This is a genomic window from Staphylococcus sp. HMSC068C09 (assembly GCF_001813735.1).
GTDB classification, from domain to species: Bacteria; Bacillota; Bacilli; order Staphylococcales; family Staphylococcaceae; genus Staphylococcus; species Staphylococcus hominis.
This window is the reverse complement of the sequence record NZ_KV813733.1, coordinates 46,168-62,865: the sequence shown is the minus strand read 5'-3', so window position 1 is coordinate 62,865 and position 16,698 is coordinate 46,168. Positions and strand designations below refer to the sequence as shown.

The window sequence follows — 16,698 nt, the reverse complement described above, 5'->3', positions numbered from 1 at the left end:
TTTTTTTTCTAGCAGCCACGTTAGTATGGTTTGTTCATGATAAAGATATCTATAAACGACTGAAATATAATGAAACGTTTCATCAATCATCTATCTCTAAATTGAATATAGATAGTTATAGTTCTGATATCACTATTACTCAAGGTTCTTCATTTAGAGTGAAATATTATGGGGACAATAGTATAAAAGTGAACACTCAAAAAGGCAGCTTAAATGTAAAAGAATCACGTTCTTCTAAAAGAGGATATAGCTTTAATCTAAACCCTTTTAAAAGAAGTAAGTTCAACATACATATAACCATTCCACCTGATAAATTAAAACAATTAAATATTGATGCTAAATTAGGAAAATTAAATATTAATAACATAGATATCAAAAAAGCTAGAATTAGAAAAGACGGAGAAAATTTAAATATCAAAGAAGCTAAACTTGATCGTATTGATTATTATAGTGATCATGGCACAATTAATATAAAAAATAGTGATATAAAAAATAGTCAATTTAAAGTAATACATTCTAATATTGTGGTTAATCATTGTACCTTGAAAAATGGATTGTTCATTACAAATGAAGGAAAGCTTGACTTTAAAAACATGCCAAGTCAAATTGATATGAAGAGCTCAAGTAAAAAAGGTAATATAAACATTGATTATAAAACCAAGCCTAAAGACACCTTGTTAAAACTACATCCAGGAATGGGTGACAATAACATTAAGAATCCTTATTTTAAAGATAGCAAAGTAGGTAATAGTTATAATATTATAGAGTGTTATAACGTTAAAGGTGATATAAATATTAAATAGGATGAAAAAGATTAGACAAAACGTTGATTAATTAAATTTTAAAACGTTTATCTAATCTTTTTTTATTAATACGTAGCAAATGTTAAATCAGTATCTAGCTTTCCAGTAAATTCTATTAAATCAAGTTCATGACCCTCTAACCATGATTGAAAGTCGATAGATAGAGGGGGTCTATTCTCACCTAATGTCATCCAAGCTTTTAAATGTTTAGGTTCATACATTGATGTATGAATCGTTCCTGACCAACTTTTAAATAACTTACTATAAATATTATATTTAGGATCATTAAAAAGTTTAAACGCAGTATATTTATCTATATCTTCTGAAGTTTGACTAATTGTGCGAGCAAGACGTTCTTTAGATTCTTTGGTATAGTTACGATTTTCATGTGTTAATATTTCAAAGTGATTAGTACAAACTTTATCATATCTAACATCAAATGAGCGTGGCGTAATTTCAACAATTGCATGATTTAAATGCTTATCCATTAAAATATAACTAAATGAACTTCTATGGGGTAACTCTTTTAGAAATTGAATTGCTTCTTTTACATCTTTACAATATTCTAAGACAAGTCGTCCTACCATATAACATACAAATCCATTTGCAGGATGCTTACGGTGCATAAAATTATATCCCATCACAAGACCTGCTTCATTCATACCATCCATACGACCAGTTACTCTAGAGGTTGGTCCTATTTGCGCGAGTCCACCATCATTTGGTTGATAAAGAAGATATCTGCCATCATATGTAGCAGGATGATAGTCATAATTACGAACCATATAATCTTTACCTTGAAAAACTGTACATCCACTTTCATTTAAATCAGTAAAACGATAGTGACCGAAATTTAAAATCATTTGTTTAGTCGGTAAATTTAATATCTCTTGCATTCCTAATAATTCTTCCCAGATTTCTGGTGCATACGTTTGGAAAATGCTATATGTTTCATTAACATCAATGTCAAAACGAGGTATACGCTTCTTCCATTCACGTTCTCTATTTTCTAGTAAGGGCGTCTGTTTTAACCACTGAGCAGTTTTGATACCTAAATCAAAATGTGATCCGCGAAAGGTCATAATATCTGACTTAACTTCTTGCATGAAAAATCCTCCTATCATTTGTTTTATTATTTATATTGAACAATAATTTATATTAAATTTAAAGTCTTATAATGTTTATTTATATATGATAGTAATTCACTGTGTAAATAAGATAAATGTCATTCATTATAAATAAAGAAAAAATATTTGATTTTTTAAAAATCTTTAATTTTAGGTTTGAAATAATATATAAAAAGGTATGTATTTAATCATAACGTTAACTATGTTAAAATGATTTAATGTAAACGTATTTATTTTAAGTACAGGGGTGAAACATAAATGTGGGATTTCATTAAAGGTTTATTTAAATTCTTATTAAGCTTTACAGCTATTACAGCACTAGTTGTTGGTGTAGTAGTAGTAGTATTTGGCTTTATTTTCAAAAAAGACTTTGAAGATATCGAAAGAAAAACAAAAGAAATCGTATCTGATATTGAAAGCAATAATGCTTAATGCAACGATGTACTATATACCAGTAATTTCATTTGAAGTTACTGGTTTTTTTTATTACTCTTAAATAAATACAATTGGCTAGTATAAATGTTAATAATATTGAATATAATGGAGGTATTAAAATGACAACCAAAGGTTATGTGGGGTCTTATACAAAAAAAGAAGGTAAGGGTATTTATATATTCGAACTTAATGAAGATAATGGAGAAATACAATCAGTAGATACAGGATATGATATCGAAGCATCGACTTATCTTGCTCAAACTGAACAATTTTTGTATGCAATTACTAAAGAGAATGAAGCATGTGGTGTGGCTGCATTTAAAAAAGACGAGAATGGACAGCTTACACTCATTAATAAATGTTTAGCTTCAGAGAATGGAACAGGGTGTTATATTTCTGTTTCTAGTGATCATAACTTCTTATTCGAAGCGGTTTATACTGCTGGAATAGCACGTATATATCAACTTAATCCAGAGACAGGCGAAGTGGTAAAATTAATTGAAGAGTTAGAACATAGTTATCCAACTGGAACACATGAGCGTCAAGATCATAATCATATTCATTTTATTAGAGAAACCCCTGACCATAAATATGTAGCTGTGACTGATTTAGGTGCAGATAAAATTGTAACATATACATTCGGAGTTGAAGGGTTTAAAGAACATGCAGTATCAAAATTCCATGCTGAAGATGGACCGCGTCATATTGAATTCCATAATAATGGGACATACGCGTATGTTGTTCATGAGTTATCTAATAGAGTAAGCGTTGTACAATATCATGATGGAAAATTTGAAGAAATTGAACGTCATTTAACGATTCCTGAAGATTTCACTGGAGAAACTAAATTAGCAGCTGTGAGACTATCTCATGATCAACAAAATCTATATATTAGTAATCGCGGACATGATAGTATAGCGATATTTACAGTAGTTGATGATGGAAAAGGAATTAACCCGATTGAAATAGTAAAAAGCGGGGGAGAATTTCCAAGAGATTTTAATATTACTGAGTCAGATGAATACCTTGTATGTGCACATCAAGAAGGAAATTACGCGCTAACAGTATTTAGACGTGATACAAATAGTGGTATGTTGATTGCTACTGACAATCAGTATACCGCACCTGAAGGTGTATTTGTTGATTTCTTGAATTCATTGTTATAGATAAAAAATATCCCTATAATGTAAACACTTGTAAAGTGAGCCATTATAGGGATTTTTTTATAAGTTTTTGAAAAATGTTCTAATATATTTGAATTTACCTTTATAAGGGGGATAGATAATACTCGAATCTAGTCGAGTAGATTTAAAAATATATGATTTCATATGACTAAATGTATCAAATGAATATTTGCCATGATATTCGCCAATTCCTGAAGCACCTACGCCACCAAAAGGTAAATTTGGGTTAGCTAAATGCATTAAAGTGTCATTGATTGCACCGCCACCAAATGACAATTCTTCTAGCACACAGTTCGTTGTATTTTCATCTTCACTAAATAAATATAAGCTTAGAGGTTTAGATTTGCTTTGAATAATATCTATCGCTTCATTAAAATCATCGTAGACGATGATGGGTAATAATGGACCAAAAATTTCTTCTTCCATAATTTTAGATTGTGGGGTAATGCCGTCTAAAATTGTAGGTTCGATATATTGTTCATTTTCATCCGTATGCCCACCAAAAATCACTTCATTACGATGTATTGCTAATAATTCAGAAAGTCGATTAAAATGTTTTGTATTAACAATACGTCCAAAATCAGGACTATTTTGAATATTTTTGCCATAGAATTCTTCAATAGATTGTTTAAATGATTGAATTAATTCATTTTTAACTTTTCTATTCACTAAAATGTAATCTGGTGCTACACAAGTTTGACCAGCATTGGTGAATTTACCAAAGCTAATACGATCACTTGCTACTTTAATATTAGCAGTTTCATCTACAATCACTGGTGATTTACCACCAAGTTCAAGTGTGACAGGAACTAAATTTTTACTTGTTGCTTCGTAAACAATTCGACCTACATTTTCGCTACCAGTAAAGAATATATAATCAAATGGAAGATTGATTAATGTTTGAGTTTCTTCAACGCCACCTTCAACGACAGCTACAAAATCGCTTGTAAATACATCCTCAATCACTTTTCGCACTACTTGTGCAACATGAGGAGTAAGTTCAGAAGGTTTAATGATGGCGTTATTACCAGCTGCTATAGCACCAATAAGAGGTTCGAATAAAAGTTGTACAGGATAATTAAAGGGACCGATAATTAATATTGTCCCATAAGGCTCAGGCTTAATATAACTCTTTGATGGAAACATAAATAGGGGTGTATCTACTTGCTTAGTTTTAGCCCAGTTTTTTAATTCTTTACGAGCTGTTTTTATACTTTTTAAAAGTATACCAATTTCAGTAGCATACGCTTCTACTGAACCTTTCCCTAAGTCTATTTTTAACGACTCTAATAATTCTGTTTCATGGTCTTTAATACTTTTACTTAATAGTTTTAATTGTTGTTTACGAAATTTGATATCTTTAGTTTGATGTGTTTTAAAAAACTGTTTACTTTCTTGAAATTGTTTTTCTATTAAATTCAATTGTAGTACCTCCTGTACAGTCAATCCCAATACCGTTATAGGTGTGATTGACTATATAATTTTAGTTAAATGTATCCAAGGTTAAAACATTTGAATGAATGATTAAAATAAATTAAAAAAAGGCTGAGAGTTAAGTAACCTACTATCTCAGCCTTATTATATATGAATTAAAATATGAATTATTTAGTTAAAATTTCAGTGATTTGAGGTACAACTTGTTTTTTACGAGAAACTACACCTGATAAGAAAGCCATACCATCATCTAATTGAACATTGAAGGCTTGACCAACTTTATCCTTTTCAGCCCCGACAACTAAAATTTTAGAATCACTGTTAATAATATCAGTGACAACTAATACAAATAAATCATATTTTTCGTTTGCACTTGTTTCTAACATTGCTTTTTCCAATTCATCTTTACGATTTAAGACTTCATCAATATCTACAGTATTGACTTGAGCAATACGAGTAACATAATCTCCCATATTAAATGATTTAGCATCCATATTTAATAACTCTTCAGCAGATTTATCAGTTGTTGAAGCACCTGCTTTCAACATTTCTAAACCATATTCATCTAAATCGACATTAGCAATGTCTTTTAATGCTTTAGCAGTATTTACATCTTCTTCAGTACATGTTGGAGATTTAAATAATAAACTATCTGAAATAATAGCTGAAATCATTAATCCAGCAATTTCAGGTTTAATCTTAAAGTTACGTTCTTTATACATTTTATAAAGAATTGTAGCAGTACAACCTACAGGTTCTGCACGATAGTATAAAGGGCCTGCTGTTTCAAAGTTCGCAATTCTATGATGATCTACGACATTCACAATATTCGCTTTAGCAATAGTTTCAGCACTTTGTTGGAATTCATTGTGGTCAACTAAGATAACGTCTTGACCTTCTAAATCATCATTTAATAAAGTTGGTGCATCAACTTTAAAATGATCTAATGCATATTTTGTTTCAGCACTCACTTCACCTAAGCGATAAGGAGTTGCTTCAGAATTTCCAGTTTGTTGTTCAAAATCAGCCATGATAATAGCTGAAGATATTGCATCTGTATCCGGATTTTGATGTCCAAAAATATAAGTTTTTGCCATTGATTTATTCACCCTTAATTTTTAAATTTATCCTTATTTTAGCATGTTTTAATTGATAACTTCTACCTTTGCACCTAATGAGTTTTTAAAATGAGCTAAAGCGAACTGATGACCCTCTTCATTAAATGAGGCAACACCTTGTTCAGGGATGATAATATGATAGCCTAAATTATAAGCAGAAATTGCTGTATGGAGTACACATATATCAGTACATACACCTACAATTTCAACAGTATCAATATGTCTTTCTCTTAATAAACTATCTAAAGCAGTACCATAAAAAGAATCATAACGTCGCTTATCTAAATAATGTACAGTATCTTCATTTTTATATTTATCAAAAAATGATTTTACCTTACCATATAATTGACGACCTGAAGTGCCTTCAATGTTATGTGGTGGGAATAATTTAGTTTCAGGATGATACGGGTCTTCTTCAAAATGTAAATCCATCATGAAAAAGATATTATCATGTTGATGTTGATATTGATTGAGTCTTTCTACAATAAACTGTTCAATATCTTGGCCTGGTTTACCACAAGTTAATCGACCGTCATCAGCGATAAAATCATAAGAATAATCTACAACAATCAATGCTTTGTTAGTCATAATAAACATCCCTTTCTTAATAAATGTTTGAATACCTTAAAAAATGTATAATATTAAATTATAAATATAGTATAGCTATACACCATTATGGTTACAAATATATTTAATAACAACATAAGATAGGGGATAAAAAATATTGATCAATGCACAGGATTTTGGTTTAAAAGGAAAACATAAACGAAGAGATACTAAAGCTATACAAAAAGCACTTAATGCCGCAAGATACGGAGAACATACAGTTTATATACCATCTGGGACTTATTATATTAGTAAAGCATTAGTGATATATAATCATACCACTTTAATATTAGAAGATGATACCATCTTGCAGCGTCACTCGAGAGATGCATTGTTAAAAAATGGTAAAAAATTTGGTTTCTATCATGGATATCAAGGAAATGGGCATATTAAAATAAAAGGTGGTATATTTGATATGAACGGTTCAAAGTACCCCTATAATAATACCGCAATGTCTATAGGTCATGCTGAAGATATCGAGTTAATAGATATTACAGTACTTGATGTTGTAGGTGGACATGCACTAGATGCTTGTGGAATCAATGGTTTATATATTAAGAACTGTAAGTTTAAAGGCTTTTTTGATGTAAATGGTGATCGCTCATTTTCTGAAGCAATTCAATTAGACATTCAAGTGCCTGGGTCATTTCCTAAATTTGGTACGACTGATGGCACGATTACCAAAAATGTTGTCATTGAAGATTGCTATTTTGGAAATTCAAACCAATATAAAATGCAAGCTTGGAATAGAGCGATAGGCTCTCATGCCAGTCGTTATAATCGCTTTTACGAAAATATTCATATAAGGAATAATGTGTTTAACGGAATGAATGAATATGCATTAACTCCGTTAAAATCAAAGACAATGTTTATCTCAAATAATACCTTTATAAATTGTAATGGTGGTATTCGTTTTCTTGGAGTTAAAGATGGAAAAAATGCGGCTGATGTTTCTACAGGACAAGTTCAAAAGACTCAAGCTGGAGATAATTTGACTGTAACCGGTAATCATTTCGAAGGAGAAATGAAAAGAGATGCTATACACGTGAGAAGTTATAATAATGTAAAACATACTAATGTTTTTATTGCAGGTAATTCGTTTAATCATTCGACACAAAGATTACATTTAGAAGATATTTCTAATTTGACATTTAATCAAAGTGATAAAGTTAAAGTTAAAAAAATTAATATTGATTAGTATTTAATTTAAAAAGGTATAATTATAGATGAAAAATAAATGATACGCGCTTTATTATGATATATAATAAAGCGTTTTCTTTTATGTTATAATATCATTATTTTCTTTTATGTTATAATATCATTATATATTTTCAAAAAAGTCAGATTTCTATGAGGCTTGTTTGCAATATAATAGGTATCAAATCAACTTTGTTGAGATGATGCCATATTTCTAAAAATAGAATATATTAAGTTAAGTTTCTAATTTTAAAGGGGGAGAATTAGATGACTAAGCAATCAGGTTTTCGAAGAAATGCACAATACTTAACATTTTTTTCTAAAAAAGATCATACAAATCAATCTTATTCTATGGGGCAATTATTGGGGCTCATTTTAGGACCGTTATTGTTTGTTCTTATCTTATCATTCTTTCATCCAGTAGAACTTCCTTTCAAAGGGGTATATGTTTTAGGAATTACGGTGTGGATAGCTATTTGGTGGATTACAGAAGCGATACCAATTGCTGCAACGAGTTTTTTACCACTCATACTTTTGCCTTTAGGACATGTACTTTCGCCTGAACAAGTCTCTTCTGAATATGGTAATGATATTATCTTTTTATTTTTAGGTGGTTTTATTCTTGCAATTGCTATGGAAAGGTGGAATTTACATACACGTGTAGCTTTAACTATTATTAGATATATTGGGGCAAGCACGAGTAAAATATTATTAGGATTCATGATTGCTACAGGATTCCTATCAATGTTTGTATCAAATACAGCGGCTGTTATGATAATGATACCTATTGGTTTAGCAATTATTAAAGAAGCGAATGAGTTGAAAGATGATGACGTTAAATCAGATAGTATTTCGAAATTTGAAAAATCACTTGTTTTAGCAATTGGTTATTCTGGGACCATCGGAGGATTAGGTACACTTATTGGAACACCGCCACTCATTATACTAAAAGGACAATTTGAACAACATTTTGGACAAGAAATTAGCTTTGCTAAATGGATGATTGTTGGTATTCCTACAGTCATTATTTTAATAGCACTAGCATGGGCTTATTTAAGATTTATCGCATTTAGACATGATCTGAAGTATTTACCGGGTGGTCAAACATTGATTGAAGATAAACTCAATCGTCTTGGTAAAATGTCTTATGAAGAAAAAGTAGTTCAAGCTATTTTTATTCTTGCCAGCTTACTATGGATAACAAGAGAATTTATTTTAAAAAATTTTTCAATAACATCTGAAGTTGCAGACGGTACAATTGCAATATTTATTTCTATTTTACTTTTTATATTTCCGGCTAAAAGTAAAGAAAAGCATAAGCGAATTATTGATTGGGAAGTGGCAAAAGAATTACCATGGGGTGTACTTATATTATTTGGTGGAGGCTTAGCTTTAGCAAAAGGAATTTCAGAAAGTGGTTTAGCAAAATGGCTAGGTGAGCAACTGAAAATGTTAGATGGGGTGCATCCACTAGTAATCGTTATTGTCATTACAATATTTGTGTTATTTTTAACAGAAGTGACTTCGAATACAGCAACTGCTACAATGATTTTACCTATTCTTGCTGCGCTATCTGTAGCAGTAGGTGTACATCCATTGTTATTAATGGTACCTGCAGCTATGGCAGCAAACTGTGCTTACATGTTACCAGTAGGAACACCCCCAAATGCTATTATATTTGGATCAGGTAAGTTGAGTATTAAAGAAATGGCTAAAGTAGGAGTTTGGGTTAATTTAATTTCTGCAGTGATTATTATAGTAGTTGTTTATTTCTTAATGCCACATATTTTAGGATTTGATATTTCTGACACATTAAATTTAAAATAAAATTAAATATCTTGAAATCATATATTCATTATGTATGTTTTATCTTAATACTTTAAATAAATACATAAAAAGAGCCTGGGACATCATGAGTTCATGAGTGATCCTAGGCATTTTTAATATGATGCGGTTAGATTTTCAGAATGAGAGGATAACTTCAACACAAATATTGTCCACTCTATTTTATTGACGATGAAAAGCGCCAATAATTTTTACTGAAAAATCTAATGTTTCTAATATCGAGATAACTTTATTCAAATTATCTGATAGACCGGTATCTGCTTGTACAAAGAAACGATACATACCCAGTTGAGTTTTCAGTGGTCTTGATTCAATCCATGATAAATTAATATCAAATAATGCAAATGTAGTCAGTATACTTGCCAGTAATCCAGCTTTGTCATACTTAGGGGTAATTAATAGCATTGTGTTATTCGTTTTAGACTCAAAGTTATTATCATTTTTTATGACTAAAAAACGTGTAACATTATGCGGATAATCTTGAATATTACTCTCTATAGCAGTATATCCGTACATTTCACCACTACCCACAGGAACAATGGCAGCTACATCTGAGGAAATTTTTTCTAATCCTTGAATCGTACTGTCAACATAATCGTAAGAAAATTGATGTTTTTGAATGTATTGGCTTGTTTGACTGATGGCTGGTGCGATAGAGTATACCTTTTTTATATTTTCTACCTTTGAATCACTTGTCGCATATAAACCAAAATTAATATCTAAATGTATTTCCCCATGTGCAAAAACATGTTGTTGAGCCAGTGCATCTGCCACAATGTTTATAGTTCCTTCAATTGAATTTTCTATTGGTACAATTGCTACAGATTGAGCGTCACTATTTACTGCCTTAATGACTTCGTATAAATTAGACTTTGGTATGAAATTAAAGTTATCTTTTGAAAAATATTTTTTAGCAGCTAAATATGAAAATGTACCTTCGGGACCTAAATAATATAAATGCATGATGAATTGTCACCTCATGAATCTTGTACACTAGTGGAATGGACATTTCATCGGTATCGCTTTTTTATAATGGAAATTAGGATCTTTAATAATATTTTTGTATCCATGATGATAATTAGCAGTTAACGTTGGCGATAACGGTGGGGCTAACCATGACCATTTTCCAGTAACATCACGATGATGCTGTTCCTCTTTTTCTTCAAATAATTCAAATTGTTTAGCAGCAGTTAAGTGGTCAACAATAGAAACACCCTGTGATTTAAAAGAGTGATAAACTGCATAATTTAATTCTACTAATGTACGATCTTTATTAAATGAATTATTTTTAAGTGTACCAAATTCAAATGTTTCTGCAACTTTTTCAAGCAAATTATAGCGGTAAGTATCAGTAAAATTACGAACTGCAATTTCAGTGACCATGTACCAACCATTAAAAGGAGCAGTTGGATATGTAATTCCACCTATTTTCAAATCCATATTAGAAATAATAGGAACACCATACCATTTTAAATGTAAATCTTTCAGCTTTGGAAATTGATCATGTTCTATATCAACTTCTTTAATCAATGAAGCTGGAAATTCATGATATTTTATAGGTGAATTTGGTAATTGATAAATAAGAGGAAGCACGTCAAAGTCTGAACCTTTGCCTTTCCATCCCAAATGATTAGCTAATTGCGTTATCTCGCGTTCTGATGGATCGCCTTTATCTTCATATCCTGCGTAACGTATTAATTGATTGTTATATATTTTAGGTGCATCAGTTGAAGAAAATATAGTGATATATGGTTTGATTTTACCGCCATTTGTTGCTTTGCTTAAATGATTATGAAGCGCATCTAAGAAATGTTGTTCTGTATAAATATCTCGTGCATCCACAACGTTTAATGATTCCCAAAATAAGCGGCCGACACATCGATTGGAATTACGCCATGCCATTTTAGCACCATAATTTAGTTCTTCATAAGTATGTGTATAAGTACCTGTTTGATTGATTTCTTTCTCTATCTCAGTGATACGTTTAGAAATAATATGATTTGAGTAATTTAATTCACCATACATAGTTTGGATAAAATTTTTAGCTTCTTCTAATAGCATATAAACACCTCAATAGTATTATAAGCGAGTAACTGATATAACACATACAATAAATACTTATGTCATGAATTTGTCGAATTAAAAAAATTTAATTTTTAAATTAAAGACTATTATCGAAAATACTCACTATTACTGAATTGTGATAAAATATACAAAAAGGTTGTTAGGAGAGATGAGGATGTATCGTTACGAAGATGATAGTTTAATGTTACATAATGACTTATATCAAATAAATATGGCAGAAAGTTACTGGAATGACGGTATTCATGAAAGAAATGCAGTGTTTGATTTGTATTTCAGAAATATGCCATTTGGAAGTGGATATGCTGTTTTTAATGGGTTAAAAAGGATGATTCAATTTATAGAAAACTTCCATTTTAGTGATTCTGATATCGAATATTTACAATCAATAGGATATAAAAATGATTTTTTAAAATATCTTAAAAATTTGAAATTTACAGGGAATATTCGCGCGATGCAAGAAGGGGAATTGTGTTTTGGGAATGAACCATTATTACGAGTAGAAGCGCCATTAATTCAAGCTCAACTTATTGAAACGATTTTACTTAATATTGTAAATTTTCATACGCTTATTACAACGAAAGCTAGTAGAATTCGTCAAGTTGCACCACAAGATACGTTAATGGAATTTGGTACACGACGTGCACAAGAAATTGATGCCGCAGTTTGGGGAGCGCGTGCAGCATATATTGGTGGGTTTGATTCAACAAGTAATGTCCGAGCAGGCAAATTATTTGATATTCCAGTTTCCGGAACTCATGCTCATGCACTCGTTCAAACATATGGTGATGAGTATAAAGCATTTAAGATTTATGCAGAACGACATAAAAATTGTGTGTTTTTAGTAGATACGTTCCACACTTTAAAATCAGGGGTACCAACTGCAATTAAAGTTGCAAAAGAATTAGGAGATTCCATTAATTTTATAGGTATAAGATTAGATTCTGGTGACATTGCATATTTATCGAAAAAAGCTCGTCGTATGCTTGATGATGCAGGCTTTAAAGACGCAAAAATCATTGCTTCAAATGATTTAGATGAGCAAACAATTACCAGTTTAAAGGCACAGGGTGCAAAAGTAGATTCTTGGGGTGTAGGGACTAAATTGATCACGGGTTATGATCAACCAGCCTTAGGAGCAGTTTATAAGCTTGTCGCTGTTGAAAATAATGAAGGTGAATATGTAGATCGTATCAAGCTATCAAATAATGCGGAAAAAGTTACTACGCCTGGTAAGAAAAAAGTATATCGTATTATTAATACTAAAACTGGCAAGGCTGAAGGTGACTATATCACGCTTGAACATGAAAATCCTAATAAAGAAAAACCATTAAAGATGTTCCATCCAGTTCATACTTATAAAATGAAACATGTTAAGCATTTTGAAGCGGTTGATTTACATCATTCAATTTTCGAAAATGGTAAGTTAGTTTATGACTTACCAAGTGAAAAAGAAACTCAAGATTATTTAAAACAATCATTATCACAATTGTGGGAAGAAAATAAACGTTATTTAAATCCACAAGAATATCCAGTAGATTTAAGCACAAGTTGTTGGAATAATAAACAAAAGCGCATTCTTGAAGTGACAGAACATGTTAAGGAAATGGAGGAAGACAATGACTAATTTACAAGATATCGTAGTAAAAGAAATGAAAGTAAAGAAACATATTGATAGTCAACAAGAAATTCGTGAGATTATCCAATTCATTAAAAATTATGTTCAATCACATACATTTATTAAGTCATTAGTACTTGGTATATCTGGTGGTCAAGATTCTACACTCACTGGTAAATTAGCGCAATTAGCAGTTGAAGAACTCCGTAAAGAAGGAAGAGAATGCCAATTTATAGCAGTTAAACTTCCCTATGGTAAACAAAAGGATGCTGATGAAGTAGAAGATGCACTTCATTTTATTCAACCTGATGAAGTGATTACAGTTAATATTAAACCGGCAGTAGATCAAAGTGTAGCATCATTGAAAGAAGCGGGTATTGAACTTACAGACTTCCAAAGAGGAAATGAAAAAGCAAGAGAGCGCATGAAAGTACAATTTTCTATTGCTTCAAATCGTAGTGGTATTGTTATAGGAACGGACCATTCAGCTGAAAATATCACAGGTTTTTATACTAAATACGGTGATGGTGCTGCTGATATTGCACCTATTTTTGGACTGGATAAACGCCAAGGTAGACAGCTTTTGGAATATTTAGAAGCGCCATCACATTTATATGAAAAAGTGCCTACTGCTGATTTAGAAGATGATAAACCTCAATTACCTGATGAGGAAGCATTAGGGGTAACTTATAATCAAATTGATGACTACTTAGAGGGCAAAGAAGTACCAAGTGATGCAAAAACAACGATAGAGAATCATTATGTTAAAAATGCACATAAAAGAGAATTGGCATATACTCGCTATACTTGGCCTAAACATTCACATGCAAAAGAATAAATGAATACGTTAATAATTAAATGATTTAATTACTATTAGTTTTTAGTGACAAAATTATTTGTGACTGATAAAATTATTTCGAATTTTAGTTAAATGAAATGAGGAATAATATGTCAGTAATAACGTCAAATCCATGGATAATGGTATTAGCGATATTCATCATTAACGTTTTTTATGTTACATTTCTTACAATGCGCACAATTTTAACGTTAAAAGGATATCGTTATATGGCAGCAGTAGTAAGTTTTTTTGAAGTTTTAATATATGTTGTTGGATTAGGGCTAGTGATGTCTAGTTTAGATCAAATTCAAAATATTATTGCATATGCCTTTGGATTCTCAATAGGTATCATTGTTGGAATGAAAATTGAAGAAAAGCTTGCGTTAGGCTATACAGTTGTAAACGTAACATCTTCAGAATATGAGCTCGATTTACCTAAAGAGTTACGAAATTTAGGTTATGGTGTTACTCACTATGAAGCACATGGTAGAGATGGAAGTCGAATGGTAATGCAAATTTTAACACCTAGACGTTATGAACGAAAATTAATGGAAACTGTTCGTAGTTTAGATGAAAAAGCATTTATCATTGCGTATGAACCTAGAGCCATTCACGGTGGATTCTGGACTAAAGGTGTTCGAACTAAGAAAGTAAAAGCATATGAAGTAGAAGAAATAGAAAGTGTTGTGGAACATAGTGAAGTTCAAGGTAAATGAAAATGAAACTATTTCAGATTGTATTGCACGTATGAGAAAAGAAGGATACATGCCAGTCAGACGTATTGAAAAACCTGTGTACTTTGAAGATAAACAAGGAAATATAAAGATATTACGACAAGATATTCAATTTGTTGGTAAGAAAATCGAAAACGACATTTAATAACTGCTCATATATAGGTCTTTGACACTTTAGAAGTCAGAGACCTTTTAATATTTTTATAAAGTTCGTAAACCTATATTCAATTAGAATAAAAAATCTTTATACTTTTAGTATAGAATCTGTTAAACTATAAATATAGAGTTAAATACGAACTATTTTACTTAAAATCGATTTAATGTACAGCTTTTTATAAAAATAATTACATAAGATAGGAGTTTAATAATGATTGAACGTTATTCAAGAGAAGAAATGTCTAGTATTTGGACAGACCAAAATAGATATGAAGCATGGTTAGAAGTTGAGATTCTTGCTTGTGAAGCCTGGAGCGAATTAGGGTATATTCCTAAGGACGACGTAAAAAAAATTCGTGAAAATGCTAAAGTTGATGTCAATCGTGCAAAAGAAATTGAACAAGAAACACGTCATGATGTAGTAGCATTTACAAGACAAGTATCTGAAACACTTGGAGAAGAACGTAAATGGGTTCATTATGGATTAACTTCTACAGATGTTGTAGATACTGCATTAAGTTATGTAATTAAACAAGCTAATGAAATTATTGAAAAAGATATTGAACGCTTTATTAAAGTACTTGAAGAAAAAGCTAAAAAATACAAATATACATTAATGATGGGTCGTACACACGGTGTTCATGCTGAGCCAACTACTTTTGGCGTAAAAATGGCATTATGGTATACAGAAATGAAACGTAATTTAAAACGTTTTAAAGAGGTACGTAAAGAAATTGAAGTTGGGAAAATGAGTGGTGCAGTAGGAACATTTGCCAATATCCCTCCTGAAATTGAAAGTTACGTTTGTAAACATCTCGGAATTGACACAGCCCCTGTATCAACTCAAACACTTCAACGTGATCGTCATGCTTATTACATTGCAACTTTAGCGTTAATTGCGACATCATTAGAAAAATTTGCTGTAGAAGTTCGTAATTTACAAAAAACTGAAACGAGAGAAGTTGAAGAAGCATTTGCAAAAGGTCAAAAAGGATCATCAGCAATGCCGCATAAACGTAATCCAATCGGTTCAGAAAATATTACAGGTATTTCAAGAGTGATTCGTGGTTATATTACGACTGCTTATGAAAATGTCCCATTATGGCATGAACGAGACATTTCTCATTCTTCTGCAGAGCGAATTATGTTACCAGATGTAACAATTGTATTAGATTATGCTTTAAATAGATTTACTAATATTATCGACCGTTTAACAGTATTTGAAGATAATATGAGAAATAATATCAATAAAACATTTGGTCTTATTTTCTCACAACGCGTTTTACTTGCATTGATTAATAAAGGTATGGTTCGTGAAGAAGCATACGATAAAGTACAACCTAAAGCAATGAAATCTTGGGAAACTAAAACACCTTTCCGTGAACTTATAGAACAAGATTCAACCATTACAAATGTTTTATCTAAAGAAGAATTAGACGAGTGTTTTGATCCAAAACATCATTTGAACCAAGTTGATACCATTTTTAAACGTGCTAATTTAGAATAGTTTACTAATATAGT

16 protein-coding genes are annotated in these 16,698 nt (G+C 31.0%); 10 read left to right on the top strand and 6 right to left on the bottom strand.

Annotated elements, in window-relative coordinates:
* A partial coding sequence (locus HMPREF2930_RS01170) for a DUF4097 family beta strand repeat-containing protein (protein ID WP_070597198.1) occupies nucleotides 1-803 on the top strand: 803 nt, incomplete at its 5' end.
* Between the two features lie 65 nt (nucleotides 804-868).
* On the opposite strand, the gene HMPREF2930_RS01165 is transcribed toward HMPREF2930_RS01170, so the two are convergent.
* Nucleotides 869-1,909 (bottom strand): C45 family autoproteolytic acyltransferase/hydrolase, encoded by a 1,041-nt coding sequence (locus HMPREF2930_RS01165; RefSeq protein WP_017175259.1) that lies wholly within the window; start codon nucleotides 1,907-1,909, stop codon nucleotides 869-871.
* Between the two features lie 279 nt (nucleotides 1,910-2,188).
* On the opposite strand from HMPREF2930_RS01165, the gene HMPREF2930_RS11360 reads away from it, so the two are divergent.
* Together HMPREF2930_RS11360 and HMPREF2930_RS01160 are read left to right on the top strand one after the other, a co-directional pair.
* Nucleotides 2,189-2,362, top strand: coding sequence for a hypothetical protein (locus tag HMPREF2930_RS11360; RefSeq protein WP_002450085.1), 174 nt, complete (start codon nucleotides 2,189-2,191; stop codon nucleotides 2,360-2,362).
* A 122-nt stretch (nucleotides 2,363-2,484) separates the two neighbouring features.
* Nucleotides 2,485-3,531, top strand: a complete 1,047-nt coding sequence (locus HMPREF2930_RS01160) for a 6-phosphogluconolactonase (protein ID WP_017175258.1) — start codon at nucleotides 2,485-2,487, stop codon at nucleotides 3,529-3,531.
* Nucleotides 3,532-3,588: 57 nt separating this feature from the next.
* On the opposite strand, the gene HMPREF2930_RS01155 is transcribed toward HMPREF2930_RS01160, so the two are convergent.
* From HMPREF2930_RS01155 to HMPREF2930_RS01145, 3 genes are all read right to left on the bottom strand, one after another.
* Nucleotides 3,589-4,971 (bottom strand): aldehyde dehydrogenase, encoded by a 1,383-nt coding sequence (locus HMPREF2930_RS01155; protein ID WP_017175257.1) that lies wholly within the window; start codon nucleotides 4,969-4,971, stop codon nucleotides 3,589-3,591.
* A 179-nt stretch (nucleotides 4,972-5,150) separates the two neighbouring features.
* Nucleotides 5,151-6,080, bottom strand: a complete 930-nt coding sequence (locus HMPREF2930_RS01150) for a manganese-dependent inorganic pyrophosphatase (RefSeq protein ID WP_017175256.1) — start codon at nucleotides 6,078-6,080, stop codon at nucleotides 5,151-5,153.
* A 48-nt stretch (nucleotides 6,081-6,128) separates the two neighbouring features.
* Entirely contained in the window at nucleotides 6,129-6,689 is a 561-nt protein-coding gene (locus HMPREF2930_RS01145; RefSeq protein ID WP_002450084.1) for a cysteine hydrolase family protein, read from the bottom strand.
* A gap of 133 nt (nucleotides 6,690-6,822) precedes the next feature.
* Here HMPREF2930_RS01145 and HMPREF2930_RS01140 point away from each other — a divergent pair, with 133 nt between their 5' ends.
* Nucleotides 6,823-7,905, top strand: coding sequence for a glycosyl hydrolase family 28-related protein (locus HMPREF2930_RS01140; protein WP_029376776.1), 1,083 nt, complete (start codon nucleotides 6,823-6,825; stop codon nucleotides 7,903-7,905).
* 266 nt (nucleotides 7,906-8,171) lie between these two features.
* On the top strand, nucleotides 8,172-9,731 hold the full coding sequence (locus HMPREF2930_RS01135; protein ID WP_017175254.1) for an SLC13 family permease: 1,560 nt from the start codon (nucleotides 8,172-8,174) through the stop codon (nucleotides 9,729-9,731).
* Nucleotides 9,732-9,911: 180 nt separating this feature from the next.
* On the opposite strand, the gene pheA is transcribed toward HMPREF2930_RS01135, so the two are convergent.
* Both pheA and HMPREF2930_RS01125 read right to left on the bottom strand, forming a co-directional pair.
* Nucleotides 9,912-10,712, bottom strand: coding sequence for a prephenate dehydratase (pheA, locus tag HMPREF2930_RS01130; RefSeq protein ID WP_017175253.1), 801 nt, complete (start codon nucleotides 10,710-10,712; stop codon nucleotides 9,912-9,914).
* Nucleotides 10,713-10,742: 30 nt separating this feature from the next.
* Complete coding sequence (locus tag HMPREF2930_RS01125; RefSeq protein WP_017175252.1) at nucleotides 10,743-11,810, bottom strand: nitric oxide synthase oxygenase; 1,068 nt, start codon at nucleotides 11,808-11,810, stop codon at nucleotides 10,743-10,745.
* A 178-nt stretch (nucleotides 11,811-11,988) separates the two neighbouring features.
* On the opposite strand from HMPREF2930_RS01125, the gene HMPREF2930_RS01120 reads away from it, so the two are divergent.
* The 5 genes from HMPREF2930_RS01120 (at nucleotide 11,989) to purB (ending at nucleotide 16,684) form a co-directional block, all read left to right on the top strand.
* On the top strand, nucleotides 11,989-13,458 hold the full coding sequence (locus HMPREF2930_RS01120) for a nicotinate phosphoribosyltransferase (RefSeq protein ID WP_017175251.1): 1,470 nt from the start codon (nucleotides 11,989-11,991) through the stop codon (nucleotides 13,456-13,458).
* Complete coding sequence (gene nadE, locus HMPREF2930_RS01115) at nucleotides 13,451-14,287, top strand: ammonia-dependent NAD(+) synthetase (protein WP_017175250.1); 837 nt, start codon at nucleotides 13,451-13,453, stop codon at nucleotides 14,285-14,287. The genes HMPREF2930_RS01120 and nadE overlap by 8 nt, the downstream gene beginning before the upstream one ends.
* Nucleotides 14,288-14,397: 110 nt before the next feature.
* Nucleotides 14,398-15,003 carry a DUF2179 domain-containing protein gene (locus tag HMPREF2930_RS01110; protein ID WP_017175249.1) on the top strand — a complete coding sequence of 202 codons (606 nt, stop codon included), beginning with the start codon at nucleotides 14,398-14,400 and terminating at the stop codon, nucleotides 15,001-15,003.
* Entirely contained in the window at nucleotides 14,984-15,166 is a 183-nt protein-coding gene (locus HMPREF2930_RS01105) for an NETI motif-containing protein (RefSeq protein WP_002455112.1), read from the top strand. The genes HMPREF2930_RS01110 and HMPREF2930_RS01105 overlap by 20 nt, the downstream gene beginning before the upstream one ends.
* Before the next feature lie 222 nt (nucleotides 15,167-15,388).
* Nucleotides 15,389-16,684: an adenylosuccinate lyase gene (purB, locus tag HMPREF2930_RS01100; protein WP_017175248.1), complete on the top strand. Its 1,296-nt coding sequence runs from the start codon at nucleotides 15,389-15,391 to the stop codon at nucleotides 16,682-16,684.
* The last annotated feature ends 14 nt before the right edge of the window (nucleotides 16,685-16,698 follow it).

What these genes read in the sequence shown, in the direction of transcription:
- HMPREF2930_RS11360 (WP_002450085.1), top strand. Translation starts at nt 2,189, where the DNA reads ATGTGGGATTTCATTAAAGGTTTATTTAAATTCTTATTAAGCTTTACA.
- HMPREF2930_RS01145 (WP_002450084.1), bottom strand. Translation starts at nt 6,689, where the DNA reads ATGACTAACAAAGCATTGATTGTTGTAGATTATTCTTATGATTTTATC.
- nadE (WP_017175250.1), top strand. Translation starts at nt 13,451, where the DNA reads ATGACTAATTTACAAGATATCGTAGTAAAAGAAATGAAAGTAAAGAAA.
- HMPREF2930_RS01165 (WP_017175259.1), bottom strand. Translation starts at nt 1,909, where the DNA reads ATGCAAGAAGTTAAGTCAGATATTATGACCTTTCGCGGATCACATTTT.
- pheA (WP_017175253.1), bottom strand. Translation starts at nt 10,712, where the DNA reads ATGCATTTATATTATTTAGGTCCCGAAGGTACATTTTCATATTTAGCT.
- HMPREF2930_RS01135 (WP_017175254.1), top strand. Translation starts at nt 8,172, where the DNA reads ATGACTAAGCAATCAGGTTTTCGAAGAAATGCACAATACTTAACATTT.
- HMPREF2930_RS01120 (WP_017175251.1), top strand. Translation starts at nt 11,989, where the DNA reads ATGTATCGTTACGAAGATGATAGTTTAATGTTACATAATGACTTATAT.
- HMPREF2930_RS01125 (WP_017175252.1), bottom strand. Translation starts at nt 11,810, where the DNA reads ATGCTATTAGAAGAAGCTAAAAATTTTATCCAAACTATGTATGGTGAA.
- HMPREF2930_RS01160 (WP_017175258.1), top strand. Translation starts at nt 2,485, where the DNA reads ATGACAACCAAAGGTTATGTGGGGTCTTATACAAAAAAAGAAGGTAAG.
- purB (WP_017175248.1), top strand. Translation starts at nt 15,389, where the DNA reads ATGATTGAACGTTATTCAAGAGAAGAAATGTCTAGTATTTGGACAGAC.
- HMPREF2930_RS01150 (WP_017175256.1), bottom strand. Translation starts at nt 6,080, where the DNA reads ATGGCAAAAACTTATATTTTTGGACATCAAAATCCGGATACAGATGCA.
- HMPREF2930_RS01110 (WP_017175249.1), top strand. Translation starts at nt 14,398, where the DNA reads ATGTCAGTAATAACGTCAAATCCATGGATAATGGTATTAGCGATATTC.